The following is a 24,408-nucleotide window of genomic DNA, read 5'->3' on the forward strand; positions in this document are numbered from 1 at the left end:
ACATGGACGCTAACGCGCCGCGGCGGGGCGAGTCGTCCGGGCGGCGCTCACTCGTCGTCGGGGCCGCGGTGGTGGCGCTGGTGGGCGTCGTCGCAGTCTCGTCCAGCGGCTCGGCGCCGAGCGGGGGCATCCGCGCCCGCCGCCCGTCCGAGGGCCTCGTCGACGCCGCCCTCAGCCTCGCCGTCCTCGCGATGGGCGTCTGCGCGGTCCTCGTGGTCGTGATGCTCTCGTTCTTCGGGCGGTACGGGACCGACGGAGCACCGAGGAAGCGCCGGAGCCCGACCCAGTCCGTGATCACGTTCGTCGTCGCGATGGGGGCGCTCGCCCTCTTCGTGCGCGCGTTCACCGGAAGCGACGGGCCGCGGATCACGCGGCCCGGCGCCGCGGGCGGCTCCGAGGCGAACGCCGCGGGCGGGCCGTCTGCCGGCTACGAGCCGGAGTTCGCGGTCTGGCCCGTCGTGGGCGCGACGGCGCTCGCGCTCCTAGCCCTCGGTGCCTGGTGGCTCTCCGCGCGCGGCCGTCGGTCGGCGCGAGAGGCGTTCACGGCGACCCCCGAGGAGGCGCTCGCAGACGTGCTGGCGACGACGCTCGACGACCTGCGTGCGGAGCGCGATCCCCGCCGCGCAGTGATCGGAGCGTATGCGCGGATGGAGCGCGCCCTCGCCGCGTCGGGGCTTCCACGCCGCCCGGCCGAGGCGCCGCACGAGTACCTCGAGCGCATCGTGGCCGAGGTCGCGCTGTCCCGACGCTCGGCCGGGCGGCTCACGGCGCTGTTCGCGTGGGCTCGCTTCTCGGGGCACGATGTGCGCCCCGAGATGAAGGAAGAGGCGATCGACACGCTCGAGGAGGTCCAGCGGGAGCTCGCCGCCGCCGCGGCCGCGAGGGAGGCCGAGCGCGCCGTGGTAGCCGCATGACCCGCGTCGACAGGACGATCGCGGTCGCCGTCGCCGCCACCTTCTGGGCAGGCGTGTTCCTGATCGCCGTCCCCGAACGGGCCGCCATGATCGCGCACGTCTGGCTCGTCGTCGTGCTCGCGCTCGTCCTCGGCACGGCGCTCGAGCGCCTCAGGCGGAGTGTGCCGCGGCGGGCGTCGGCGTTCGACGCGGCGTTCGCCGCAGTGCCGCCGACCCGGGCCCGTCCCGCGACCCTCGAGCGCGTCGAGCGCGAGGTCACGCTCGCCACGGGCACGGCGTTCGACGTCCATTTCCGCCTGCGGCCGATCGTCAGGGCGATCGCCGCGGGCAAGCTGCTTCGCCGCGGAGTCGACCTGGAACGACGCCCCGACCGTGCGCGCGAGCTGCTCGGGCCGTCCGTCTGGGAGCTCGTGCGCCCCGGACGGCCCGCGCCGGACGACCGTGCCGCGCCGGGGCTGCCGCTCGCCGAGATCGAGCGCGTCGTCGACGACCTGGAACGGCCCGAGTGGAGCTGAGCAAGCTCGCCGAGCACGCGAGCGCAGTGCTCGACGAGGTCGAGCGCGCCGTCGTCGGAAAGCGCGACCGGCTGGAGCTCGTCCTGGCGGGGATCCTCGCCGACGGCCACGTGCTCCTCGAGGACGTCCCCGGTCTCGCCAAGACGCTCACCGCACGGTCGTTCGCCACGGTCACGGGGCTCCGCTTCGCCCGTGTCCAGTTCACGCCCGACCTGCTGCCGTCCGACGTCACGGGCTCGTCCGTCTGGAACCAGCGCGACGCAGCGTTCGAGTTCAGGGCGGGGCCAGTGTTCACGAACATCCTCCTCGCCGACGAGATCAACCGCGCGCCGCCGAAGACGCAGGCCGCGCTGCTCGAGGCCATGCAGGAGCACCAGGTCTCGATCGACGGCGAGACGCACGTGCTCGAGCCGCCGTTCCTGGTCCTCGCGACGCAGAACCCGATCGAGTACGAGGGCACGTATCCCCTCCCCGAGGCCCAGCTCGACCGCTTCGTGCTGCGCACCGGGTTCGGCTACCCGTCGACGGACGACGAGTGGGAGATGCTCGAGCGCCGGCTCGGACGCGGGTCCGACGAGGTGCAGCTCGATCAGGTGGTGGATCGCCCGATCCTGCTGGCGATGCAGCGCGCGATCGAGGAGGTGCACGTCGACGAGAGCGTCGGCCGCTACGTGGTCGACATCGTCTCCGCCACGCGCGAGAGCCCGAGCGTGTCCGTGGGGTCCAGCCCGCGCGGATCGCTCGCGCTCGTGAAGCTGTCGCGCTGCCGTGCGGCGCTCGCGGGCCGGGACTTCGTGACCCCGGACGACGTGAAGAGCGTCGCGGTCCCGGCCCTTGCCCACCGACTCGTGCTCCGCCCGGAGCTCTGGGTACAGAGACGGAGCGGCGAGGACGTCGTGCGCGAGCTCCTCGACGAGGTCCGGACGCCGGCGACCGAACGGCTGTGACGCGCTCGGCCGACGCGCGGCTGGGCGCCTACGCGGCCCTTGCCGCGGCCGGGCTCGTGGCCGCGCTGGCCCTCCGGCGCTCGGAGCTCGCAGCGGTCGCCGCACCGTTCGCTCTGCTCGTCGCCCTCGGACTCCAGGCGCCCGTGCCGCGACTCCGGGCCTGGCTCGACGTCGACCGCGAGCGCGCCCTCGAGGGCGACTACGTCGACGCGGTCGTGACGGTGCGCACGACCGCTGCGGTCGACCGGCTCGAGGTGGGTCTGGCGCTGCCGGAAGGTGTCGAGCTCGCCGAGGGCAGCAACCCCGTCGCCATCCGCCTCGCGGAGGACGAGGAGCGCGAGCTGCCGCTCCGCCTCCGCTGCAGCCGCTGGTCGTCGGTGGAGCTCGGGGACGTCTGGCTCCGTGCACGCGACCGGATCGGTCTCGTCCGCTTCGAGGGGCGCCTCGACCGCCGCCGGCCGCTGCGGATCTACCCGACCCCGGAGCGCCTGCGCAGGCTCGTCAGCCCGGCCCATACGCAGGCCGCGACGGGGTCCGAGGTCGCTCCGATCCGCGCGGAAGGGCTCGAGTTCGCGGACACCCGCCCGTTCGTCGCCGGCGACCGCGTCCGCTCCATCAACTGGCGTGCGACCGCACGGCGCGGTTCGCTCGTCGTCAACGAGCGCCACCCCGAGCGCAATGCCGACGTGGTGGTGTTCCTCGACAGCTTCGCGGAGGCCAGGGCGTCCGGGGAAGGGACGCTGGAGGAGGCGGTCCGCACCGCGGCGACTCTCGCGAGCCGGTTCCTCGAGCGTCGCGACCGCGTGGGGCTCGTCGCCTTCGGCGGGATCCTCCGCTGGCTCGAGCCCGGCGGCGGGCTCGTGCAGCAGTACCGGCTGGTCGATGCGCTCCTCGAGACCGGGGTCGAGTTCAGCTACGCGTGGAAGGACGTCAACGTGATCCCCGCGCGCACGCTGCCGCCTCGCGCCATGGTGGTCGCCGTGACCCCGCTGCTGGACGAGCGAGCGATTGCCGCGCTCGTCGACCTGCGAGGGCGCGGTCACGATCTCGTCGTGCTGGAGATCTCGCCCGAGCCGTACCTCGAGCCAAGCCGAGACCCCACCGACCGGGCCGCGCTCAGGCTCTGGCGGCTCCAGCGCGCGGAGCTCCGCGCGAGCTTCGAGCGGCTGGGCGTGGCGGTGGCCACGCTCGAGGACGACACCACGGTCGAGGAGGCGCTGGAGGGGGTGAGGGCATACCGGCGTCACGCCCGCCTGGTGCGTCGCTAGCCGCGGGAGCCGCCGCGGTCGCGGTTTCGCTCGGCCTGGCCGTGTGGCTCGCCGTCGCGGCGAGCGACGACGCGACCGCGCCGGTGCTCGCCCTGGGCCTGGCAGGATCTGCCGCGGCCGCCGGCGCGCTGTTCCGGCCGGTCGCGCTCGGCCCCTCGCTCGCCGCCTCGGCGGCCGCGTACGCCGTGCTCCTGGCAATCGACGAGCCGCCGCTCGACAGCCGCGCGGCGGGAGTCGCGGCCGCGCTGCTGGCGGTCGGGGAGCTGACCGGCTGGTCGCGCGAGCTCGCCTCCGCGACGACCGACGAGCCCGGCGGTGCATGGCGGCGGCCGATGTGGATCGCGGCCGCCGTCGCCGGAGCTGCGGGCCTCGCCTGGGTACTGGTCGCGATGGTCGACATCGCTCGCGTCGAGGGGCTCGCCGTGGAGGCGGTGGGCGCGCTCGCCGCGCTCGCGGTGGTGCTCCTGCTCGTGAGGCGTTCGGCGGCCTGAAGCGCGCCCTGCGCTACGAGGCGGCGGGATCGGGCGGCGGCTGCATGGCCGCACCCGGAAGCGGCCTCGGCGACGGGCGCAGCGCGGGCTTCTTCTCCTGCTCCGCCGTCGGCTCCTCGGCCGGAGGCGTCTCGTCGACGAAGACCGACTCCTCCGGCTCGCCCTGGATGAGGCGCTCGAACTCGGTCTTGTCGATCGTCTCGCGCTCGATCAGGATCGCGGACAGGCGGTGGAGCTCGTTCATGTGCTCCCGCAGCACGGTCGTCGCCTTGTCGTGCGCCTCCTCGATCACGCGGCGGATCTCGTCGTCGATCTCCTTCGCGATCTCCTCGGAGTAGTCGGGCTCCGCGCCCATCTCGCGTCCGAGGAACGGCATGTCGTGGTTGCGACCGAGCACGCGCGGGCCGAGCTTCTCGCTCATCCCGAAGCGCATGATCATCTGCTTGGCGGTCGAGGTGATCCGCTCGATGTCGTTCGCGGCGCCGGTCGTCACCTCGTTGAAGACGAGTTCCTCCGCGGCACGGCCTCCGAGCGTCATCGCCATCTGGTCCATCAGCGTGCCCTTGGTGGTCAGGTAGCGGTCCTCGGCCGGCAGCGAGATCGTGTACCCGAGCGCCTGGCCGCGGCTGACGATCGAGATCTTGTGCACCTCGTCGGTGCCCTCGAGGTAGTAGCCGACGAGCGCGTGACCCATCTCGTGGTAGGCGGTGATCTTCCGCTCCTTCTCCGAGAAGAGGCGCGACTTCTTCTCCGGGCCGGCGATCACCCGCATGATCCCTTCCTCGAGCTCGAACTGGCCGATGGTCTTCGAGCCGCGGCGCGCCGCGAGGAGGGCCGCCTCGTTGATCACGTTCGCAAGGTCGGCGCCGGTGAAGCCGGGCGTCGCAGCCGCGAGCACGTCGAGGTCGATCTCCTTGTCGAGCGGCTTGCCCTTGGCATGTACCTCGAGGATCTGCTGGCGGCCCTTCCGGTCGGGCCGGTCGACGACGATCTGGCGGTCGAAGCGGCCCGGGCGGAGCAGCGCCGGGTCGAGGATGTCCGGCCGGTTCGTGGCCGCGATCAGGATGATGTTGTCCTTCAGCTCGAAGCCGTCCATCTCGACGAGGAGCTGGTTCAGCGTCTGCTCGCGCTCGTCGTGGCCGCCGCCGAGGCCGGCGCCGCGGTGGCGGCCGACGGCATCGATCTCGTCGATGAAGATGATGCACGGGCTGGCCTGCTTCGCCTGCTCGAAGAGATCGCGCACGCGGGAGGCGCCGACGCCGACGAACATCTCCACGAAGTCGGAGCCGGAGATGGAGAAGAACGGCACGCCCGCCTCGCCCGCGGTCGCCCGCGCGAGCAACGTCTTACCGGTGCCGGGAGGCCCGTAGAGCAGGACGCCCTTCGGGATGCGCGCCCCGAGCGCCTGGAACTTCTTCGGGTTCTCGAGGAACTCCTTGATCTCCTGGAGCTCCTCGACCGCCTCGTCCGCGCCGGCCACGTCCTTGTACGTGACCTTGGGCGAGTCGGGAGACATCCGCTTGGCACGGCTCTTGCCGAAGCTCATCACCTTCGAGCCGCCGCCCTGCATCTGGTTCATCAGGAAGATCCAGAACCCGATCAGGAGCAGGAACGGCAGGAAGCCGGTCAGGAGCGCCCACCAGGCGCTCGTGCCGATGCCCTTGGAGTCGAACGTGACGTTCTCCTCCTCGAGGACCTTCTGATAGGCGACCTGCGACTGCGGCGACGGGTAGTTGACCTTGACCTTCTGGCCGGAGTCCAGCACCGCCGTGATCGACTGGCGGTTCGGCGAGAAGGTGACCTCGCTGACGTTGCCCTGCTTGGTCTGCTGGATCAGCTGGGAGTACGTGAGGTCCTGTCCGCTGTCGCGGCGCGGCATCAGCGTCTGGCTCGCCAGGTACACGAGCAGCACGATCACGACCAGCGGGAAGAGCGCGCTGCGGAAGAAACGATTCACGTGATCCGGAGGGTAGCAGCGTGACCCTGCGGATCAGGATCGCGCCCGGGGTCCCTTAACCGGTTGGAAATGCCCGCTCGACCCCGAAAGTGCCTGCATCAGAGGCCGTTCGGGATCAGATCCGGATGGAGGACGCCGATGTACGGGAGGTTTCGGTACCGCTCCGCGAAGTCGAGGCCGTAGCCGATCACGAAGCGGTTCGGGATCTCGAACCCGACGTAGCGGACGGGGACCTCCACCTCGCGACGTTCCGGCTTCGTGAGCAGCGCGCAGATCTCGAGCGACGCTGGCTTCCGTGCGCCGAGCGTACGGCGCAGGTACGAGAGCGTCAGGCCCGAGTCGATGATGTCCTCGACGACGAGCACGTCGCGACCCGAGATGTTGATCTCCAGGTCTTTCAGGATCCGCACCACGCCGGACGAGTCCGTGCCGGCCCCGTAGCTCGAGATCGCCATGAAGTCGATCTCGCACGGGACTGTCAGCTCGCGCATCAGGTCGGAGATGAAGAAGATCGCCCCTTTCAGCACGCCGACCAGGAGGAGGTCGCGACCCTCGTAGTCCGCCGAGATCTCGGCGCCGAGCTCCACGACCCGGTTGCGCAGGGTCTCCTCGTCGATCAGGACTTCCCCGACGTCCGAGTGGACGGTGGTCAACCGTCCTCCCGTGAGACCCGCACCGTGCCCTCCCAGCCCGGTGCCTCCTCCAGCCCCGCGACCGCGACGACCTCGCCTTCCTCCGTCGCGACCAGGGGCCAGGCATCCCGCTCCCCCCTCGGCACCTTCGCGTCCACGAGCACATCCTGCACCTTCCGCGATCTGCCCGCGAGGCGATCCCCCGGGCGCCGCGGGCGCACGACGAGGCCAGGGGCGTCCGTCTCCAGCCTCCAGGGGCCCCACTCGACGGAGCCCTCGAGCCGCAGCGTGTCGTAGGCGCGAACCGCGCGGATGCCGCCGCCGAGGTCGGCGGAGCGTGTTCCCTCGCGTGAGCTCAGGAGCTCCACGAGCGACGCCTCGAGCCCTCGCGGCAGTCGTGGCCGCTCGGCTGCGAGGGCGAGCAGGTTCGCCCGCGCGCGCGGATCGAGCTCCTCGAGAAGCGGCATGAGGCGCTCGCGGATGAGCCCGCGCTTCGTGCCCGGGTTCGACGTGTCCATGCGCCACTCCAGCCCGTGGGCGGCACAGTAGGCCTCGGTCTCCTCGCGCCAGAGCGGGAGGAGCGGCCGGACGACACCGTCGGCCCGGCGGGCGCGAATCCCCCGCGTCGAGCCGCTCGAGACGAGGCGATAGAGGATGGTCTCGACCTGGTCGGAGGCAGTGTGCCCCGTCGCGCGCAGCCCCTGACCCTCGGTCAGCTCGTAGCGGACGGCGCGGAGCTCCGCCTCGTTCCCGGCCGACGGCGCGTGGATGACCTCGGCGGCGAAGGCGGCCGCGCAGTGCTCGGCGTCCGCGTCGGCCTCCGCGCCGCGGAGGCCGTGGTGGACATGGACGGCCCGCACCCGGTACCCGAGCTCGCCGAGCACGTGCCAGAGGCACGTCGAGTCCGGGCCGCCCGAGACGAGGCAGGTCACCTCGGCGCCGGGGGGAATCAGCTCCCCGGCGCGGATGTGCGCCTCGACGCGCTCGAGCACCTCCACGCCCCGAAGTGTGCCCGACTCGGCCGTCGGAGCGCCCGCTCGCGGGCCGCGGGAGGCGGGCTCGGCAGTCAGCCGGGCAGATCGGCGAACCGCGGCGCGGACGCCCATGCGCGCAGCGTCTCGGCCGCGAGCGCGACCGCTTCGGCGTCGAGCGCGTGCGGAGTCGCGTGGGGAACGTTCCCGATGCGAGCCGGTGGGAAGCGGCCCTGCGCCGCCTCGAGGACGTGCCGGATCGGAAGTGCGTGGGAGACCGCCAGGACGACCCCCTCGGGCCGCTCGAGGAGAGTGTCGAGGGCCGCCGCGAACCGCGCAGCCGCCTCGATCCTGCTCTCGCCGCCTCCCGGGCAGGGAGCGTCGGGCGCGTTCGCCCAGGCCCACTCCCGGTAGTCGGCGAGGGGGCCTCCTTCGAACGACCCGAAGTCGATCTCCCCGAGCCCGCGGGACACGACCCGCTCCACGTCACGGCCGCCGAGCGCAAGCTCGAGCGTCTCCTGCGTTCGCAGGAGAGGCGTCGCGACCCCGAGCCCGACGTCCGCGTGCGCGAGCGTCTCGCGCAGGCCGAGCGCCTCCGCGACCCCCTGCTCGCTCAGGCCCTCTCCCGGAGGCTTCGAGCTGACCCGATCGGAGACGTTGGAGCGCGCGTGCGCATGCCGGACGAGCAGCAGAGCTCTCAGAAGAGAACGCTCCGGTAGTCGAGCACGTGCTCCATGCCGACCGCCTCGTAGAGCCGGATCGCGGGCGTGTTCTCGGCACGCACGAAGAGGCAGACGGCGGGCACCTCGTCGAGCAGCAGCCGGATCAGGTCGCGCAGCGCGCGAGCGGCGTACCCGTGCCGGCGAACCGGGGGGTCGACCCAGACCTGCTGCAGCTGGACGGCCTTCGGCGTCCAGGCGGACGCCTCGGCCTTGAACAGGATCGCGTCGTCCTCGAGCCAGACCCACGAGCGACCCTCCTCGATCTGGAGCCGGGTCCGCCACCGGAACCCGTTCGGGTCGCGACGCAGCGGGTCGACGCCGAGCTCCTCGTAGTGCGCGCTCGCGCAGGCCGGAACGAGCAGGTCGAGGTCGGCCCTGGTCGCCCGTCGAAGTGCCGTGTTACCGGGCTCCGGGGGCGTCCTGGAGACGTATACCGGCTGCCCGAGCCTGTCCTCGCGGGGCCGTCCGAGCCGCCGCCGGGCCTCGCCCCAGAGTTCGCTGACGGCCTCCTGCTCGCCGATCAGCATGCGCGGCGCAGCCCGCGCGGCGACGTCGGCGAACGCACCGCAGCCGCGGCCCGACGGGACGACGTTCGTGCCCAGGTGGCAGAGGGCGACGAGGCCCGCGTCGCCCTCGAGCCCGACGAAGCGCCCGTTCCCTCGCCTCGCGACGTCCTCGAGGAACACACGCTCGACGGGGCCATCGGCGCAGTAGGCGAGGATCTGCTCGGTCGACGGCTCGACGAGGCGGGCGCGCATCGCAGCACACTCTAGGCGCGAAGCCGTAGGCTTCCCCGCCATGCCGATCCACGTGCGCGCAAACGAGGGCGACTACGCCGAGGCCTGCCTCCTGCCCGGCGACCCGCTACGGGCCAAGTACATCGCCGAGACCTTCATGGAGGACGTCGTCCAGCGAAACAGCGAGCGGGGGATGCTCGGGTACACCGGCACCTTCCAGGGCAAGCCCGTCTCCGTCCAGTCGAGCGGAATGGGGTGCCCGTCCGCGGCGATCGTGATCGAGGAGCTCGTCCAGCTCGGAGTGAAGAAGATCATGCGGGTCGGGACCTGCGGAGGCCTCCAGCAGGATCTCACGATGGGCGACCTGATCATCGCCCTCTCTGCAACGCCGGCGGACGCGACCGCGCTCCACTACCTCAGGGGCGAGCCCCACGCGCCGACGGCCGACTTCGGTCTCGTCCACGAGGCGGTGCACCAGGCAAAGCAGCTCGGCAAGCCCGTCCGCGTCGGCCCGATCGTCTCGAGCGACATCTTCTACCAACCCGATGAGGGGCTGGCGGGACGCTGGTCCGAGCGCGGGATCCTCGCGGTGGAGATGGAGGCGGCCGTCCTCTTCACGCTCGGCGCACTGCGGCGGATCCAGACCGGCTGCATGCTGATCGTCTCGGATGTGGTCGTCGAGGGCGAGTTCATCCGCATCACCGACGACGAGATGAAGTCCGCCGTCGACCAGATGACGGAGCTCGCGCTGGCCACCGTGACCGCGTGACGCACCGGGCCGGGCCGAGGCCTCACCGCTCGTGACGCCACCCGACACCCGCACCGTCTTCCTCGTCAACCCGGCGGCGGCGAACGGCTCGACCGGTCGCCGGTGGCCCGAGCTCGCGCGGCGGGCGGCCGCGGCGGGGCTCGAGGGGAGCACACTCTTCAGCGAGCGGCCGGGTCATCTGGCCGAGCTCGCGCGCGAAGCCGCGCTCGACGGGGCCGGGCGGCTCGTGGTGGTGGGTGGCGACGGGTCCGTCAACGAGGTGGCGAACGGGCTCGCGGGGATCGGAGCGACCCCGGAGGTGGCGGTCGTCGCGCGCGGCACGGGCTGGGACTTCGTGCGCACGTTCGGGATACCGAGGAAGATCGAGCAGGCGGCCGAGGTCGCGCTCGAGGGCGAGGTCCGAGCTATCGACCTCGGTCGGGTGACCTACCGCGCCTGGGACGGCTCCGAGGCCACCTCGGTCTTCGCGAACGTGGCGAGCGCGGGGATGAGCGGCGCGATCGCAAAGCGGGCGAACGAGACGACGAAGATGCTCGGGGGCAAGGCCTCCTATCTCTGGGCGACGTTCGCGGTGTTCTCGCAGTGGCAGGCCAGCGAGATCGAGCTCCTGGTCGACGACGAGCGCCGCACGGGGCGGATGTTCGACGTCGTCGCGGCGAACGGGCGGTTCTTCGGGGGCGGGCTCCAGATCTGCCCCGAGGCGAGCCCCGAGGACGGGCTGCTCGACGTGCTGACGATCGGCGACATCACGAAGCGCGACCTCGTCCTCACGATGCCGAAGATCTACCGCGGGACGCACCTTCCGCACCCGAAGGCGGAGCTGCTCCGCGGTTCGACCGTCACGATCTCCAGCGACAGCCCGCTGCCGATCGAGCTCGACGGAGAGCAGCCTGGCACGACCCCCGTGCGGCTCGACGTCCTCTCGGGGGCGCTCAGGCTGCGCGTCCCGCGCCGGGTCTCGAGCTAGCCGCTCGCCTTCCGGGAAGGTGCCTGCGAGGAGGGCGGCTTCTGCGCCCGACGGAGCGTCGCCACCTCCTTCTCGAGCCTCGTGACGCGCTTCTCGAGCTCGTCCACGCCGCGCATCCGCCTCGAGAGGTCGTCGACGCGGAGCTTCACGTCGTTGAACGCCCGAAGCGCCCGGTCGCCGCCGGGGAGGTCGGCCAGCCGTTGGATGGCCTCCTCACCCTTCCCCGCGAGACGCGCGATCACGTCCTTCTCGTCCGACTTGGTCTCCATGACCGGGCAGTCTAGGGACTCGGGCGCCTGGACGCCCGCGCACACAGGGCCTGAGCAACCTCCGCGAGGGTGGGGCCCGAGGGCTCACGCACGACCGTCGTCGCGTCGGCGTCGTAGGGGGTCTCCTCGAGGTTGAGGATCGCGACGGCGCCGCCGGAACGGAGCGTGTCGGCCGGGAGCCCGGCGACGGGCCACACCTGCAGCGACGACCCCACGACCAGGAGCAGGCCGGTCGCCCGGCAGAGGACCTCGGCACGCGCCATCGCATCGGCGGGCAGGAGCTCGCCGAACATCACCACACCGGGCTTCACGATCGTGCCGCAGGCGCCGCAGAGCGGAGCTTCACGGACGTCGAGCTGCGCGAGAACGCCGTCGAGCGTCTCGCGGGCACCACATGCGAGGCATGCGAACTGCCGGATCGACCCGTGCAGCTCGACGACGTCCTCGCTCCCCCCTCGGCTGTGCAGCAGGTCGATGTTCTGTGTCACCACGGCGCGCACGTGCCCGGATCGCTCGAGCTCGGCGAGGGCGAGGTGTCCCGCGTTCGGCTCGGCCGCCAGCAGGCCTCCGATCCGGGGGCCGTACCAGCGCCAGACGCGGAGCGGGTCGCGGCGGAACGCGTCGATCGAGGCCACCTCGAAGGGATCGACCTCGGCCCAGATGCCCGCAGCGGAGCGGAAGTCCGGGATGCCACTCTCCGTGCTCATCCCCGCGCCCGTGAGGACGACCGCCGGGCCGCGTTCGCGGATCAGCGAGGCGAGCTCGGCCGCGGTTCCCACGCGAGCATCGTAGAGGCGAGATATATCTGCCCACCGTGGACGGGTTTCCCTTCTCGCAGGACGTTCGCATCCGCTTCGCCGAGACCGATGCGCAGGGGATCGCGCATCACGCGTCCTACGTCGTGTGGCTGGAGGAGGCCCGCGTGGCGTATCTGGCGGCCTTCGCCGGCGGCTACCGCGCGATCCGCAAGCGGGGCATCGAGGCGCTCACCACGGCTGTTCACGTCGAGTACGAGCGCGCAGCCGTGTTCGACGACGTCCTCACGATCCACGTTCGCTGCGGCGAGATCCGGGGCGCGCGGTTCCGGTACGAGTACGTCGTCGAGCGCGACGGAGAGCGCATGGCGACGGGCTGGACTGCGCATGCGATCGTCGATGCGGAGACGCAGCGCCCGACGCGCGTGCCCGCCTGGTTCGTCGAGGACGTCGTCAGGGCCGAGGCGTCTGCGGGACGGTCCCCCGCCTGACCGTCGTGTCCGCGGGTGCCTCGGGCTCGTCCGCCGCGGTCGTGGTGGGCCGCTCGGGCTCCACGGGCTTCGGCCGGGGCTTCGTCCCCAGCCGGACGACGGTCGGCTCGCCGACGTAGTACGAGCTCCACGTGGTGTCGTACATGAGCGTCCCGTCGGGCGCGTACACGCGGCGGGTGACGCTGGTCCTCCGGGGCGGCGCCCCGAACTGCTCGACGACCTTCTGGCCCTTGAACATCGTGTCGTCGTCGATCCGCTTCCACGGCACCTTGCCGACGACCTCGAGCGGAGCGGTCTCGGTCTCGACGCGGCGCCCGGTCGGCGCGCCGTAGAGGTTGACGGTGAGAGAGCCCGACCCCACGAACGTCCTGACCAGGATCCACCTGTTCGTGTCGTTCCTGAACACGAGATCGAGATCCGGGTAGTTCACGGTGGCGTCGCGGCCGAGCGGGTAGTGGCTGATGTAGAGCGCGTGGTTCGTCCGCTTCTCGATCGAGAGCCCCGCCTCGAACGCCGCGTTGAAGACCGTGGTCGAGACCTGGCAGACACCGCCGCCGATTCCGTTCTCCAGCTCGCCGTTGATGATCACGGGCGCCTCCTCGAAACCCTTGGCGGCGTTCCGCTCGCCGGTCGTCTCGTTGAAGGAGAAGCGCGCTCCAGGCGCCACGAGCGCCCCGTCGATCAGGTTCGCGACGAGCTGGACATTGTGGAGCCGCCCCGGGGTGCCGCCGTAGGTCGTCGTGTACGAGCCGACGATGCCGGTGATGCCCATCGCCTTCGCTTCCGCCGTCGTCCGCGCCGGGTCGGTCGTGGAGGTCGCGACCGAGGCCACGCGGCTCGTGCCCGAGAGCATGGCCTTCTCGACCGCCGCCCGCGCGGCGGCGACGTCGAGCGTGCGGCCGGGCCGGGACGGGACGAGCTCGATTCCGCCCGAGACGACCCTGAAGGTCGCGTCACGCGGCGCCAGGTCGACGCTCGACTTCAGCGACGCCAGCCACTGCCGCGCCTTCGGGCCGCCGAGCCCCACGCGCGTCTCACCGCCGCGCGGCAGCTCGAGGAGCTGCGCCAGCCGCCAGCGCGGGAGCCGGAAACGGGTTTCGCCGACCTGGAGCGTCACCGGCGCCGAGACCGCCGTCCGCGCGGCGAGCGCTGCTTCGGCGAGCTGCTCCCGCCTGACCTTCGGCTCGGTGCGGGAGACGGGCAGCCTGACCGGTGCGCCGCGCTCGAGCGAGGCGAGCGCCGACACGATCGTCGCGGACGCCCTCGCGCGGTCGAGGCGCAGGCCCGCCCGCGCGGGGGTGTAGGCGATCCGGAGGCCGCGGCGCACGAGCCCCGCGTCGACCGCGGGACGGTCGACCGCGTCCGCTACCCCGTCGACGGCGAACCGGACCACGGACGGATACGCCTGGACGTGCGGCACCACATCCGTCCCGAAGAGACGGGTCTGGACGCGCTTCAGGCCGCGGAGCGGAGCGAATCCGCCGCCCGCCTCGGCCGCGCTCCGGACGGCCCCCTGCCAGTCCTGGCGTACGCCCAGCTGGGACGCGGTGTACGAGAAGGTCCGACCGCCTGCGACGAACCGGACGGGTGTCCGCTGGAGCCTGTCGAAGCGGCGTTCGAGCGCTTGCGTGGCACCGGCGATCTCGAGCCCGCCGACGTCGAAGCCCGCGACCGTGGTCCCCGCGGGGAGCCGGTCCGGAGACCCGGCGAAGAGCACCGCAGCCAGGAACGCGGACAGGACGACCAGACCGACTGCGAGGACGGCCCTGCGCACCGCGAGCCGGGGAGGCCGTCGGCGGCGCGCCACTCCCGAAACGCTGGACGCGCCGGATGACACGACCCGGAAATGTAGCCGAGCGCCGGACGCCCTCTTCTCACCCGTTCGAGGGGGAAACCCGCTCGAATCCGCGCTCAGAAGACGAACAGCTCGACGCCGCCGGAGACGTTCAGCTCGATGCCCGTGACGTACGAGGCGAGGTCGGAGCAGAGGAACGCGATCGCGTTGGCGATGTCCTGTGGCTCGCCCGGTCGCCTGAACACCGTCCGGTTCGCGATTCGCTCGTTCATGGCCGCGTTCGCCATGTGAAAGGCCTCCGTCCCGATGATCCCGGGGACGATCGCGTTGCAGGTGATCCCGTGCCGGCCGCCTTCCATCGCCAGTGTCTTCGTCAGGCCCAGAAGCCCTGCCTTCGTCGTCGAGTAGCTCGCCTGCCCGAACCCGCCGAGCGTCCCTGCGACGGAGGCCATGTTCACGATGCGCCCCCACCGCCGCTCGCGCATGTGGGGCCAGGCTGCCTGCGCGCAGTTGAACGCGCCCGTGAGGTTGACGCGGAGGTCGCGCTCCCAGAGGTCGAGGCGCTGGTCGTGGAACTGGCCGACGTGGTCGAGCGTCCCCGCGTTGTTGACGAGGATGTCGACGGAGCCGAGCTCGGCCACGACCCGAGCGACCGCGGCGTCGACCTGCGCGCGGTCCGTGACGTCGCACCGGACCGGAAGCGACCTCTGCCCGAGCGAGCGGATCTCCTCGACCGTCGACTCCGTGTGCACCATGCCCTGCGCAACAGCTGCCTGCGCGAGCACGCCGTACTCCTCCGCGGCGCTCGTGTCGGACTCGACGAGGATGTCGGCGATCGCGACGTCGGCGCCTGCGCGGGCGAGCGTCAGGGCGTCCGCTCGGCCGAGCCCACGCGAGCCGCCGGTGACGAGCGCGACACGGCCGGAGAGGTCGATCTCGAGCGACACACGGCGATCCTATGCGGGCGGCGGCACCTCCGACACGACGAGCTTCACCTTCGCCGCGTGCCCCGGCTCACGCTCGATGGCCGCCACGAGCTCGACCCGGACCGGAGCCGCCGCGCCTGCGTCCGAGAGCGCGGATCCGACCGCGCGGCGCACCTTCTCCGCAAGGTCTCGCCGAGCCGAGCTGCGCGCGACGATCCTGACGAGCAGACCGTCGTGCCGGTGGACGATCTGGTACTGCAGGGCGTCCAGCAGCCTTACGAACGGCGCGCGCAGCCGGTACGGGTGCACGGCGACCACCCCGCCGCCCACACCGGGCAGCCGAAGCACGTCGTCGCTCCGGCCGTCGATCCGCGCGATCCGGTCGAACGGCCTGCCACTCGGATCCCGCCCGGTCTCGAGCAGGACGGCGTCCGACAGCTCGTAGCGGATCAGCGGCTGCGACATGTTGACGAGATTCGTGAGGAGCACCCGGGCTCCGAGCGTGCCGGGCGGCGCGGGGCGGTTGGCGTCGTCGACGACCTCCACGATCGCCTCCTCGGACACGTGCATGCCCACGTGGTCGAGCGAGCCGGCGGCGATGACCCCCACTTCGGTCGAGAAGTACCCCTGCACCGGCTTCGTCCACGCGGCCTCGATCCTCCACGCGGCATCGTCGGTCAGGACCTCCGAGGTCGTGAGCACGACGCGCGGGGCGATCGCGAGGCGACCATGCAGCTGCTCCTCCGCGAGGAGGGCGATCACGCTCGGATAGCCGCCGATCACCTCCGGCTGATACGCCTCGAGCGCCGGGATCATCTCGCGCAACGGTGTCGTCACGGAGACCCTGGGCGCGCCGCTGCGCCCGGCCTGCATCGCGGCGATCACCTGTTGCGACAGGTGCAGCGCGCTGGGTGCGCCGACTCCGACGATGCGGGTGGTCGGAGTCATGCCGAGCCGCGCGAACGATCGGATGAAGACGCCGACCCAGTGCGCGAACTCCGCCTGCGAGTAGACGAACAGCCCCGGCACCCCGGATGTCCCGGAGGTCGAGAAGACGCGGTACTCGCCCAGGTAGAGCGCCCCCGCATCGGCGTGGCCGAGGAACGGCTCGATGTTTGCCAGTCGCAGGCGCGGGTCGGTGACCACGGCGTCGAACTGCTCCATGAGCACGCGCTTGGACAGGGTCGGCAGCTCGGCAAGCTCCGCGCCCTCGGCTCCGGAGCCGAGCACCTCGCGGTAGTAGGGCGAGCGCCGGACGGCGTGCCGGATCAGCGCGCGCAGGCGCTCTCGCTGGTACTCGGCCAGCTGCTCGCGCGACCAGCGGTCGCGCTGCAGGAGCTCGGCGCCGTGCGCTCCGATCCTCGCGGGGTCGAGCGGATCGACCGAGGTTGCGGCGACGGTCGTCATGGGTCACTCCTCCCTGGTAACCGTGAGCCCGCGCATCAGCGCGGCGTTGATCTCTGCAAAGACCTCCGGCGACACCGCGTCCGGGTCGAGCCGGCGCTCTGCGCTGTATCCGCGCGCGAGCACCGACGACGCGCGCGCGGCCTCCAGCGCGGGTACCCGCAGCCTCAGGCCGTGTCGCTCGACGAGTGCGTTGATGACGTCGGAGATGGCGAGCAGGAACCGCTCGCGCGTGCGGACGTACTCGCGCCGTACCGACTCGTCCCGCGCGGCGTGCGAGACGAACTCCGCGAGCGTCGCCAGCCAGTCGGGATCGCGTTCGTCCGCAGCGGCCATGAACCGGCCGACGGCGGCGATGGCGTCCTCGTACGTCGGCTCTTCCAGCATGAGCTCGACGTACGCGGCGATCCGCGCGTCGTAGTGCGCGCCGAGCAGCGCGAGGTACAGATCGTCCTTGCCTGCGAAGTTCGAGTAGACCGCGCCCTTGGTATAGCCGGCCTCCTCGGCGATCTCGTCGAGCGAGGCCCCGTGGAACCCCCGCCGCAGGAAGACCGTCCGCGCGGCGAGCAGCAGGTCTTCGCGCGTGCGCGCCTTCCGTTCGCTGCGTGAGACGCGGGTGGCCATTGGATACCGTCGGTATTCATATACCATCGGTATCTAAGTGTCAACCGAGGTAGAACGCGACCATGCGGAAGGTGAGCACGGAGGAGCGGCGGGCGCGGCTGACCCGGCGCCACTTCCTCGCCCCGGACGCGAAGGCCCGGTCGTTCGTCGAGCTGGCCCGAGAGCTCGTCGGTCTGCACGCCTCTGATCCCGCGTCCGTCTACCTGGCGGCGCATGCGCGAGTCTCCGACGCGTCGGTGGCAGAGATCGAGCGAGCGCTCTACGACGACCGGACGGTACTCCGCATGATCGGCATGCGGAGGACGATGTTCGTCGTGCCGCTCGACCTCGCGGCCATCGTGCGCGCCGCCTGCACGAACGCGATCGCGGCGGCACAACGCCGGCGTTACGCCAAGGTGATGGAGGAAGCCGGTATCACCCGCGACGGTGCCGAGTGGCTGGAGGCGGCCGGGCGGGACGCGCTCGCCGCGCTCGAGGCCCGCGGACAGGCGTTCGCAGCGGAGCTGTCCGCAGACGTCCCGCGCCTGCGGGAGAAGCTGACGTACGGCGAGGGCAAGTCCTGGGCGGGCAGTCAGAGCATGACCACATGGGTCCTCTTCCTGCTTGCGGCGGAGGGAAGGATCGTGCGCGGCCGCCCGCGCGGGACGTGGACCGGGAGCCAGTGGAGCTGGGTACCCGCGCCCTCGTGGCTCGACGAGCCCTTGCCCGAGTTGGACGCCGACACCGCGCGCGCCGAGCTCGTACGGCGCTGGCTCGGCGCGTTCGGGCCGGGGACGCTCACCGACCTGAGGTGGTGGTCGGGATTGACGGCCGCCCAGGTCAAGGCGGCGTTGGCGGCGATCGCCGCAGTGGAGGTCTCGCTGGACGGGGGCACGGGGCTCGTGCTGGGCGACGACGACGAGCCGGTCCCTGCGCCGGAGCCGTCTGCCGCCCTGCTACCTGCGCTCGATCCGACGACGATGGGCTGGAAGGAGCGCGACTGGTACCTCGGCGCCCACGCGGTCATGCTGTTCGACACGAACGGCAACGCCGGCCCGACCGTCTGGTGGGACGGCCGGGTCGTGGGCGGCTGGATGCAGCGCAAGGACGGAGAGGTCGTCTACGGCCTGCTCGAGGACCTGGGTGCCGACGCTCGGGCCGCGATCGACGCCGAGGCGGCGCGGCTCTCGGCCTGGATCGGCGACGTCCGGGTGACACCCCGCTTCCCCACGCCGTTCCACCGAGAGCTGGCCGGGTAGCGTCGGCAGGGATCCTGCCCCGGGGCCGCCGCACGGCGCGCAGCTGCTACCGCGCCCGAGTGCGCCTCCCGAATGCCCGCCGAGCGGCGAGCGAGCTCACCCCAGGAAGATCTCCTTCGCGATCACGAGCCGCTGGATCTGCGAGGTTCCCTCGTAGATCTGGAACAGCTTCGCGTCGCGCATGAGCTTCTCGACCGGGTACTCCTTGATGTAGCCGTAGCCGCCGAAGACCTGGACGGCGTCCGTCGTGACCTTCATCGCCGTGTCGGCGGCGAAGCGCTTGGCGAAGGAGGAGTACTTCGTCGCCTTCCGGCCCCAGCCCTGGTCGATCATCCACGCCGCCTGCCAGGTGAGCAGCCGAGCGGCCTCGATCTCGGTCGCCATGTCGGCGACGAGGAACGAGACGCCTTGGTTCATCGCGATCGGCATCCCGAACTGGACGCGCTCCTTGGCGTAGTCGACGGAGAGCTCGTAGGCCGCCTGGGCGACGCCCACCGCGCCGACCGCCGTGCCCGGGCGGGTGAAGTCGAGCGTCTGCATCGCGATCTTGAAGCCGTCGCCCTCCTCGCCGAGGCGGTTCTCCACGGGCACCACGACGTCCTGGAAGGCGACCGCGGACGTATCGGTCGCGCGCTGCCCCATCTTGTCGAGGTGCTTCTCGATCGTGACCCCGGGTGTGTCCATCGGGATCACCAGCGCCGTGAGCCCCCTGTGGCCCTTCGACTTGTCCGTGGAGGCGAAGCACACGATCCACGACGCCTGTCCCGCGTTCGTGATGAACATCTTCGAGCCGTTGACGACGTACTCCTCGCCGTTGCGCACCGCGGTCGTCTGGATCCCCGAGACATCCGAGCCGGCGCCGGGCTCCGAGAGCCCGAAGCAGCCGAGGATCGGCTCCGAGACGAGCGGCGCGAGCCACTGTCGCTTCTGCTCGTCGGTGCCGGCGATCAGGAGCGGCCCTGCCGCCAGCCCGTTCGCGCCGATCGAGGTGCCGATGCCCGAGCAGCCCCAGTTGAGCTCCTCCCCGACGAGCATCCCGTCGAAGGCGGAGAGCTCCGGGCCGCCGAGCGACTCCGGCAGGTGGAGGTTCATCAGGCCGAGCTCGTGGGCCTTGGCGACGATGTCGGCGGGGTGCGTCTGGTGCTCGTCGTGCTCCGCCGCCTTGGGGCGAATCTCCTTCTCCGCGAACTCGCGCGCGAGGGCGCGAAGCTCCTTCTGCTCGTCGGTGAGCGCGAACGAGACGCCGTTCGCAAGACCCGTCTCCATGGTCGCCATCGCCTGCTCCTGGGCGTCGATTGACTAGTCAGTCAATAGCCTACCGGCGTGTCCACGGCAGGGCAAGCGCGGCAAGGCGCTCGGTCATTCCGGCCCCGCCATGCCCGGGAGGCCGTCGTCCTCCCGCTGCGGGGCGGGAGCGGTCGGGAGATCCGACGCCAGCCACGCCTCGAAGCCCCCGCTGACGTCGGCGGCCCGCTCGAAGCCCATCTCTACGAGCGCCGCGGCCGCCAGGCTGGACGATTCGCCGTGCGAGCAGATCAGGACGAGCCGCCGATCACGGTTGCCGACGTGAGGGTTGCTCCACCCCGAGGCAGGATCGACGCGCCACTCGAGCACCGTGCGCGGTACGTGGAGGGAACCGGGAACGATGCCGTCGCGTCGGCGGTCGTCGTCGGAGCGGATGTCGACGATCAGCGCCCGGCCGGCGGACGCCGCCTGCCAGGCCTCGTCGGGCGCGAGGCGCTCGATTCGGCTCCGCGCGTCCGCAACCAGGTCGTCCACGCCGCGCACCACCCGGTCCGGCACCCGGGCATCATCTCGTCTGCTCCGTCGTGCTGTCCAGTTGCCGTGGCGCGGCTTCTACAATCAGACCGTCCCCTGCCGGAGGTTCACCCGTGGCGACGACCACCGCAGCACCAGCCGACATCGACCCGCTCGACTTCCTCGCGCTCGACGCGCTCCTCGACGACGAGGAGCGGGCGATCCGCGACACGGTCCGCCGGTTCGTGCGGGAGCGGGTGCTCCCCGAGGTCGGCGACTGGTTCGAGCAGGGGATCCTCCCGCGGGAGCTCGTCCAGGAGCTTGCGGGCCTCGGCCTGTTCGGGATGCACCTGGACGGCTACGGCCTGCCGGGGGCCAGCTCGGTCGCGTATGGCCTCACCTGCATGGAGCTCGAGGCGGGCGACTCGGGCGTCCGCAGCGCCGTCTCGGTGCAGGGATCGCTGGCGATGTACGCGATCTGGCGCTGGGGCTCGGAGGAGCAGAAGGAGCGCTGGCTGCCGGCAATGCACCGTGGCGAGGCGATCGGCTGCTTCGGGCTGACCGAGCCGGACGCGGGGTCCGACCCCGGGGCGATGCGCACCCACGCGCGGCGCGACGGCTCCGACTGGATCCTGAACGGCGCGAAGATGTGGATCACGAACGGCACCATCGCCGACGTCGCGGTCGTCTGGGCGCGGACCGAGGAGGGGGAGATCCGCGGCTTCCTGGTCGAGCAGGGGACGCCCGGCTTCTCGGCCCCGGAGATCCACAAGAAGATCTCGCTGCGCGCCTCCGTCACCTCCGAGCTCGTCCTCCAGGACGTGCGTGTCCCCGGCGAGGCGATGCTGCCCGGCGCCTCCACGCTGCGCGGGCCGCTGTCCTGCCTCAACGAGGCTCGCTTCGGGATCGTCTTCGGAGCGGTCGGGGCGGCGCGCGCGTGCTTCGAGGAGGCGCTCTCGTACGCCAAGGAGCGGATCGTCTTCGGCAAGCCGATCTCCGCCTACCAGCTGACGCAGCAGAAGCTCGCCGAGATGGCGCTCGAGATCAGCCGAGGGTCGCTCGTGGCGCTCCACGTCGGGCGCATGAAGGACCAGGGCACCCTGCGCCCCGAGCACGTCAGCCTCGGGAAGATGGGCAACGTGCGCGGCGCGCTCGAGGTGTGCCGCACGGCGCGGACGATCCTCGGCGGCAACGGGATCACGCTCGAGTACCCGGTCATCCGGCACATGAACAACCTCGAGTCGGTGCTCACGTACGAAGGGACGCACGAGGTGCACACGCTCGTCGTCGGGCAGGCGCTGACGGGCGACAACGCCTTCGGCCGCTGAGGCTCAGGTCTCGTCGGCGAGCGTCTCGTTCGCGGCGGCCTCGGCGCGGGCGAGCCGTGCCACGAACGGGATCGCGAGGATGATCGGCACCCCGAGCACGGGCCAGAGCGCCTGGTAGCCCTCGGTGCTCTCCAGGTAGGGGCCGAGGATGTCGATCACCGCACCCGCCGCGAGCGGGCCGATCACTAGGCCGATCCCCTTCGTCGTCGTCGCGAGCCCGGAGATCGCGCCGCGCTCGCCGGGAGGCATCAGCTTGAAGAGGAGTCCCCAGGCGAGCGTCATGACCGTGCCGCCCGCGATTGCCACGAGGAAGATCACCACGAGGTACCAGCCGTGCCACTCCCGCCCCAGCCCACCGGCGAGGAGCCCGACCCCGTAGATCGCCGACGCGACGGTGATCACGCGCGCGAGCCCGACGCGGTCGCCGATCCTGCCTGCCAGGAGCGCCGCCACGATGTACCCGGCCGCGACGGCTCCGAGGATGTACGTGGAGGTGACGAGGGGCTCGTCGAGCCCGACGGTGACGTAGAGCACGACGAACGTCCGCGCGCCGGCGAAGGTGCCCTCCCACGCCGTGTTCGCGACGAGGAACGTGGCGACGTCGCGGTTCGACCGGAGCACCTGCCACGAGTGCGCGACGTACGTGCGTACGCCCTCGAACACCCGCCCGTGACCGCCGTCCTCCGTCACGAGCACGATCGGGACGAGGCACGCGACCGAGACGACCGCTGCTGCCACGAGGAACGGCGCGGGGCGCCAGAGGTGGAAGAGGAACCCTCCCCCGATCAGCCCGCCGGCGATCGCGATCCCCCGGAAGACGTGCTGGACACCTTGCGCGCGTCCGAACACCCGGTCGGGGAGCACGTCCGGATACAGGCCACGATAGGGCGGCTCGTAGACGTAGTAGGCGAAGAAGAGCGCGAACAGGAGCAGCGCCGTCGTCCACAGGTTCGGCATGAACGCCAGCAGCGCGAGCGCGAACGCCATGGGGCCGAGCGCGGCGAGCATGAACGGCCGCCTGCGGCCGAGCGGCGTGTGGAAGGTGTCGCTCCACGGCCCGATCACGAGCGGCAGCGTCAGCGCAAAGAACCCCTCGGCGGCGAGCACGAGGCCGACCAGTGTCGTCGAGTCGGTGTACCGGCCCAGGATCGGAGGCAGGTACGCCGCGGTCGTCGTCAGCGCCCAGGCCAGGCCGAGTGCGCCCGCCCCGAGGACGAGCGTGTCGCGCCTGGCGGCCGCCTCAGGAGACGACCGGCGTCCTGGCGAGGCCGCCGTGGACGACGTCGACGAGCGTCCGCTCGGCACGGGCGACCTCCTCGTCGCCGTCGGGAAGCCGGCCCATCACCCAGCCGGTGAGGATCTCCTCGAGGCCCCCGTACACCACCCAGCTCGCGAGACGGGCGTCGAGGTCCTCGCGGAACACGCCCTCGGCCTGCCCCTGCTCGATCACCTGTTGGATGACGGCGAAGCCCTTGCCGATGTCGTCGACCTGGCTCGCGAGGTGGGCGCTCCTGCCGACCTCCCGCACCATCACGGTCACGAGGTCGGGGTCGTTGCGCCACGTGCGCAAGAGGATCTTCACGATCCCGAGGAGCTTCTCGTCCGCGGGCTCGTCGGACGCCGCGACCTGCCCGAATCGCTGGAGCAGCTCGCTCCAGTTCTCGCGGAAGACGGTCTCCAGCACCTCGTCCTTGGAGGAGAAGTAGTGGTAGAGGAGGCCGTGTGCGACACCCGCCTCCTCGGCGATGTCGCCCACACGGGAGCCGTGGAAGCCGTTGCGCGCGAACACCCGCACTGCCGCGTCGAGGATCAGGCGGCGCTTCTCCTCGGCGCTCGCGTGCCGGTCGACGCGTGCGATTGAACGGTCAGTCAACGCATGATCAGAATAGGCGGCATGCCAGACGCAGCGCAACGGCCGCTCGACGGCACCCTCGTCGTCGATCTCGCGCGCTACCTGCCGGGGGCCTACGCGAGCCGCGAGCTCCTGCGACTCGGGGCGCGGGTCGTGCGCGTCGAGGCTCCCGGCGGCGATCCGATGCGCAGCGCGGCACCCGCGTGGGACGACGCCCTGCGGCGTGGCAAGGAGTCCGTCGTCTGTGACCTCAAGCGCGACGGGGACTTCGCGCGGGCGCTCTGCGCCCAGGCGGACGTCGTGCTGGAGGGGTTCCGGCCCGGGGTCGCCGCCCGGCTCGGTCTCGGGCCCGAGCACCTGCCGTCCACGCTCGTCTACTGCTCCATCACCGGCTTCGGCGCCGAGGGGCGGCACGCGGCACGGGTCGGCCACGACCTCAACTACCTCGGCTGGGCGGGCGCTCTCGCCGACACGGGGGCGGCGCTGCCGCCCGTCCAGGCGGCCGACCTCGCCGCGGGCGCGCTTGGGGCAGTGACGGGGATCCTCGCGGCGCTCGTCCGGCGCGAGCGGACCGGGGAAGGAGCGCGCCTCGTCGTGTCGATGACCCACGGCTCCCACGACCTGGTCGCCCACCGGGCCGGCGGCGACCCCGTGCCGAGGCTCCTGACCGGCGGGCTCGCCAGCTACGCCGTCTACGAGACCCTCGACGGACGCCTCCTGACGGTCGCCGCGCTCGAGCCGGCATTCTTCTCACGACTGTGCGAGCTGCTGGGACGGCCGGAGCTCGCTGCCCGCCAGTACGAGGGAGGGCAGGAGCTGCTCCGCGCCGAGCTCGCGGAGCTGTTCGCCGAGCGACCTCTCGCCGAGTGGCTTGCGCTGTTCGACGCGGAGGAGGTCTGCGTCGGCCCGGTCGCCACGCTCGACGAGGCCCGGGCCGACCTCGGCCCGTGGGAGGAGCCGCCGCCGGACGTCGAGCTCGGCGCCGACACGGAGCGCTGGCGGGCCGAGCTCGCCGCCGGGCCCTGAGCGGCCGACCGCCGGCACGCCGCGCGCTCGGCATCATGACCGCAGGCAATCG

At 71.8% G+C, this 24,408-nt stretch carries 26 protein-coding genes; 11 read left to right on the forward strand and 15 right to left on the reverse strand.

Annotated features, from left to right (window positions below; all coding sequences use genetic code 11):
* Positions 1-2 precede the first annotated feature (2 nt).
* Genes VFO26_RS03245 through VFO26_RS03265 form a run of 5 tightly spaced genes read left to right on the forward strand, consistent with a single transcriptional unit; the run spans position 3 to position 4,135 of the window.
* Positions 3-914 carry a DUF4129 domain-containing protein gene (locus tag VFO26_RS03245; protein ID WP_325113447.1) on the forward strand — a complete coding sequence of 304 codons (912 nt, stop codon included), beginning with the start codon at positions 3-5 and terminating at the stop codon, positions 912-914.
* Positions 911-1,429, forward strand: coding sequence for a hypothetical protein (locus VFO26_RS03250; RefSeq protein WP_325113448.1), 519 nt, complete (start codon positions 911-913; stop codon positions 1,427-1,429). The genes VFO26_RS03245 and VFO26_RS03250 overlap by 4 nt, the downstream gene beginning before the upstream one ends.
* Positions 1,420-2,376, forward strand: a complete 957-nt coding sequence (locus VFO26_RS03255) for a MoxR family ATPase (protein WP_325113449.1) — start codon at positions 1,420-1,422, stop codon at positions 2,374-2,376. Before VFO26_RS03250 ends, VFO26_RS03255 begins: the two co-directional genes overlap by 10 nt.
* Positions 2,373-3,644: a DUF58 domain-containing protein gene (locus VFO26_RS03260; protein ID WP_325113450.1), complete on the forward strand. Its 1,272-nt coding sequence runs from the start codon at positions 2,373-2,375 to the stop codon at positions 3,642-3,644. The genes VFO26_RS03255 and VFO26_RS03260 overlap by 4 nt, the downstream gene beginning before the upstream one ends.
* A 41-nt stretch (positions 3,645-3,685) precedes the next feature.
* Positions 3,686-4,135, forward strand: a complete 450-nt coding sequence (locus tag VFO26_RS03265; RefSeq protein ID WP_325113451.1) for a hypothetical protein — start codon at positions 3,686-3,688, stop codon at positions 4,133-4,135.
* Positions 4,136-4,148: 13 nt separating this feature from the next.
* On the opposite strand, the gene ftsH is transcribed toward VFO26_RS03265, so the two are convergent.
* From ftsH to VFO26_RS03290, 5 genes are all read right to left on the reverse strand, one after another.
* Positions 4,149-6,092: an ATP-dependent zinc metalloprotease FtsH gene (ftsH, locus tag VFO26_RS03270; protein WP_325113452.1), complete on the reverse strand. Its 1,944-nt coding sequence runs from the start codon at positions 6,090-6,092 to the stop codon at positions 4,149-4,151.
* A gap of 98 nt (positions 6,093-6,190) precedes the next feature.
* Positions 6,191-6,745 (reverse strand): hypoxanthine phosphoribosyltransferase, encoded by a 555-nt coding sequence (hpt, locus tag VFO26_RS03275; RefSeq protein WP_325113453.1) that lies wholly within the window; start codon positions 6,743-6,745, stop codon positions 6,191-6,193.
* Positions 6,742-7,722, reverse strand: coding sequence for a tRNA lysidine(34) synthetase TilS (gene tilS / locus VFO26_RS03280; RefSeq protein WP_325113454.1), 981 nt, complete (start codon positions 7,720-7,722; stop codon positions 6,742-6,744). The genes hpt and tilS overlap by 4 nt, the downstream gene beginning before the upstream one ends.
* Positions 7,723-7,790: 68 nt before the next feature.
* Positions 7,791-8,489 carry a histidine phosphatase family protein gene (locus VFO26_RS03285; protein WP_325113554.1) on the reverse strand — a complete coding sequence of 233 codons (699 nt, stop codon included), beginning with the start codon at positions 8,487-8,489 and terminating at the stop codon, positions 7,791-7,793.
* The gene (locus VFO26_RS03290) at positions 8,393-9,175 is read right to left on the reverse strand and encodes a GNAT family N-acetyltransferase (RefSeq protein ID WP_325113455.1); all 783 of its coding nucleotides are present in this window, start codon (positions 9,173-9,175) and stop codon (positions 8,393-8,395) included. The genes VFO26_RS03285 and VFO26_RS03290 overlap by 97 nt, the downstream gene beginning before the upstream one ends.
* Before the next feature lie 40 nt (positions 9,176-9,215).
* Between VFO26_RS03290 and VFO26_RS03295 the strand changes: the two genes are divergently transcribed.
* Positions 9,216-9,923, forward strand: coding sequence for a DeoD-type purine-nucleoside phosphorylase (locus VFO26_RS03295; protein ID WP_325113456.1), 708 nt, complete (start codon positions 9,216-9,218; stop codon positions 9,921-9,923).
* Between the two features lie 31 nt (positions 9,924-9,954).
* Positions 9,955-10,890: a diacylglycerol kinase family protein gene (locus VFO26_RS03300; RefSeq protein WP_325113457.1), complete on the forward strand. Its 936-nt coding sequence runs from the start codon at positions 9,955-9,957 to the stop codon at positions 10,888-10,890.
* Here the strand turns inward: VFO26_RS03300 and VFO26_RS03305 are convergent.
* The gene (locus tag VFO26_RS03305) at positions 10,887-11,159 is read right to left on the reverse strand and encodes a hypothetical protein (RefSeq protein WP_325113458.1); all 273 of its coding nucleotides are present in this window, start codon (positions 11,157-11,159) and stop codon (positions 10,887-10,889) included. The two genes, VFO26_RS03300 and VFO26_RS03305, sit on opposite strands and share 4 nt — an antisense overlap.
* A gap of 11 nt (positions 11,160-11,170) precedes the next feature.
* A complete protein-coding gene (locus VFO26_RS03310) occupies positions 11,171-11,938 on the reverse strand; it encodes an NAD-dependent deacylase (RefSeq protein ID WP_325113459.1) in 768 nt (255 codons plus the stop codon).
* A gap of 35 nt (positions 11,939-11,973) precedes the next feature.
* Between VFO26_RS03310 and VFO26_RS03315 the strand changes: the two genes are divergently transcribed.
* Positions 11,974-12,405, forward strand: coding sequence for a thioesterase family protein (locus VFO26_RS03315; RefSeq protein WP_325113460.1), 432 nt, complete (start codon positions 11,974-11,976; stop codon positions 12,403-12,405).
* On the opposite strand, the gene VFO26_RS03320 is transcribed toward VFO26_RS03315, so the two are convergent.
* The 4 genes from VFO26_RS03320 to VFO26_RS03335 all read right to left on the reverse strand — a co-directional run bounded on the left by VFO26_RS03320 (position 12,368) and on the right by VFO26_RS03335 (position 17,154).
* Positions 12,368-14,179 (reverse strand): VanW family protein, encoded by a 1,812-nt coding sequence (locus VFO26_RS03320; RefSeq protein ID WP_325113461.1) that lies wholly within the window; start codon positions 14,177-14,179, stop codon positions 12,368-12,370. The genes VFO26_RS03315 and VFO26_RS03320 overlap by 38 nt on opposite strands.
* A 137-nt stretch (positions 14,180-14,316) precedes the next feature.
* Entirely contained in the window at positions 14,317-15,147 is an 831-nt protein-coding gene (locus VFO26_RS03325) for an SDR family NAD(P)-dependent oxidoreductase (RefSeq protein ID WP_325113462.1), read from the reverse strand.
* A 9-nt stretch (positions 15,148-15,156) separates the two neighbouring features.
* On the reverse strand, positions 15,157-16,533 hold the full coding sequence (locus VFO26_RS03330) for a hypothetical protein (RefSeq protein WP_325113463.1): 1,377 nt from the start codon (positions 16,531-16,533) through the stop codon (positions 15,157-15,159).
* 3 nt (positions 16,534-16,536) lie between these two features.
* Positions 16,537-17,154 (reverse strand): helix-turn-helix domain-containing protein, encoded by a 618-nt coding sequence (locus VFO26_RS03335; RefSeq protein WP_325113464.1) that lies wholly within the window; start codon positions 17,152-17,154, stop codon positions 16,537-16,539.
* A 62-nt stretch (positions 17,155-17,216) separates the two neighbouring features.
* Between VFO26_RS03335 and VFO26_RS03340 the strand changes: the two genes are divergently transcribed.
* A complete protein-coding gene (locus tag VFO26_RS03340) occupies positions 17,217-18,392 on the forward strand; it encodes a winged helix DNA-binding domain-containing protein (protein WP_325113465.1) in 1,176 nt (391 codons plus the stop codon).
* Positions 18,393-18,488: 96 nt separating this feature from the next.
* Here the strand turns inward: VFO26_RS03340 and VFO26_RS03345 are convergent, their stop codons facing one another.
* On the reverse strand, positions 18,489-19,667 hold the full coding sequence (locus VFO26_RS03345) for an acyl-CoA dehydrogenase family protein (protein ID WP_325113466.1): 1,179 nt from the start codon (positions 19,665-19,667) through the stop codon (positions 18,489-18,491).
* 84 nt (positions 19,668-19,751) lie between these two features.
* Positions 19,752-20,195 carry a rhodanese-like domain-containing protein gene (locus VFO26_RS03350; protein ID WP_325113467.1) on the reverse strand — a complete coding sequence of 148 codons (444 nt, stop codon included), beginning with the start codon at positions 20,193-20,195 and terminating at the stop codon, positions 19,752-19,754.
* Positions 20,196-20,284: 89 nt separating this feature from the next.
* Between VFO26_RS03350 and VFO26_RS03355 the strand changes: the two genes are divergently transcribed.
* Entirely contained in the window at positions 20,285-21,478 is a 1,194-nt protein-coding gene (locus VFO26_RS03355; RefSeq protein WP_325113468.1) for an acyl-CoA dehydrogenase family protein, read from the forward strand.
* Positions 21,479-21,481: 3 nt separating this feature from the next.
* Here the strand turns inward: VFO26_RS03355 and VFO26_RS03360 are convergent, their stop codons facing one another.
* A complete protein-coding gene (locus tag VFO26_RS03360) occupies positions 21,482-22,783 on the reverse strand; it encodes an MFS transporter (protein ID WP_325113469.1) in 1,302 nt (433 codons plus the stop codon).
* Positions 22,719-23,351, reverse strand: a complete 633-nt coding sequence (locus VFO26_RS03365; protein ID WP_325113470.1) for a TetR/AcrR family transcriptional regulator — start codon at positions 23,349-23,351, stop codon at positions 22,719-22,721. Before VFO26_RS03365 ends, VFO26_RS03360 begins: the two co-directional genes overlap by 65 nt.
* Positions 23,352-23,372: 21 nt before the next feature.
* Here VFO26_RS03365 and VFO26_RS03370 point away from each other — a divergent pair, with 21 nt between their 5' ends.
* Positions 23,373-24,356 (forward strand): CaiB/BaiF CoA-transferase family protein, encoded by a 984-nt coding sequence (locus VFO26_RS03370; protein ID WP_325113471.1) that lies wholly within the window; start codon positions 23,373-23,375, stop codon positions 24,354-24,356.
* The last annotated feature ends 52 nt before the right edge of the window (positions 24,357-24,408 follow it).

It is taken from the genome of Gaiella sp., from assembly GCF_035710885.1.
Classification (GTDB): Bacteria; Actinomycetota; Thermoleophilia; order Gaiellales; family Gaiellaceae; genus Gaiella.

Bases quoted from the DNA above. Each gene is read 5' to 3' on its own strand.
- VFO26_RS03335 (WP_325113464.1), bottom strand. From the start codon at position 17,154: ATGGCCACCCGCGTCTCACGCAGCGAACGGAAGGCGCGCACGCGCGAA.
- VFO26_RS03290 (WP_325113455.1), bottom strand. From the start codon at position 9,175: ATGCGCGCCCGCCTCGTCGAGCCGTCGACCGAGCAGATCCTCGCCTAC.
- VFO26_RS03330 (WP_325113463.1), bottom strand. From the start codon at position 16,533: ATGACGACCGTCGCCGCAACCTCGGTCGATCCGCTCGACCCCGCGAGG.
- VFO26_RS03305 (WP_325113458.1), bottom strand. From the start codon at position 11,159: ATGGAGACCAAGTCGGACGAGAAGGACGTGATCGCGCGTCTCGCGGGG.
- VFO26_RS03340 (WP_325113465.1), top strand. From the start codon at position 17,217: ATGCGGAAGGTGAGCACGGAGGAGCGGCGGGCGCGGCTGACCCGGCGC.
- VFO26_RS03345 (WP_325113466.1), bottom strand. From the start codon at position 19,667: ATGGCGACCATGGAGACGGGTCTTGCGAACGGCGTCTCGTTCGCGCTC.
- VFO26_RS03245 (WP_325113447.1), top strand. From the start codon at position 3: ATGGACGCTAACGCGCCGCGGCGGGGCGAGTCGTCCGGGCGGCGCTCA.
- VFO26_RS03295 (WP_325113456.1), top strand. From the start codon at position 9,216: ATGCCGATCCACGTGCGCGCAAACGAGGGCGACTACGCCGAGGCCTGC.
- VFO26_RS03370 (WP_325113471.1), top strand. From the start codon at position 23,373: ATGCCAGACGCAGCGCAACGGCCGCTCGACGGCACCCTCGTCGTCGAT.
- VFO26_RS03250 (WP_325113448.1), top strand. From the start codon at position 911: ATGACCCGCGTCGACAGGACGATCGCGGTCGCCGTCGCCGCCACCTTC.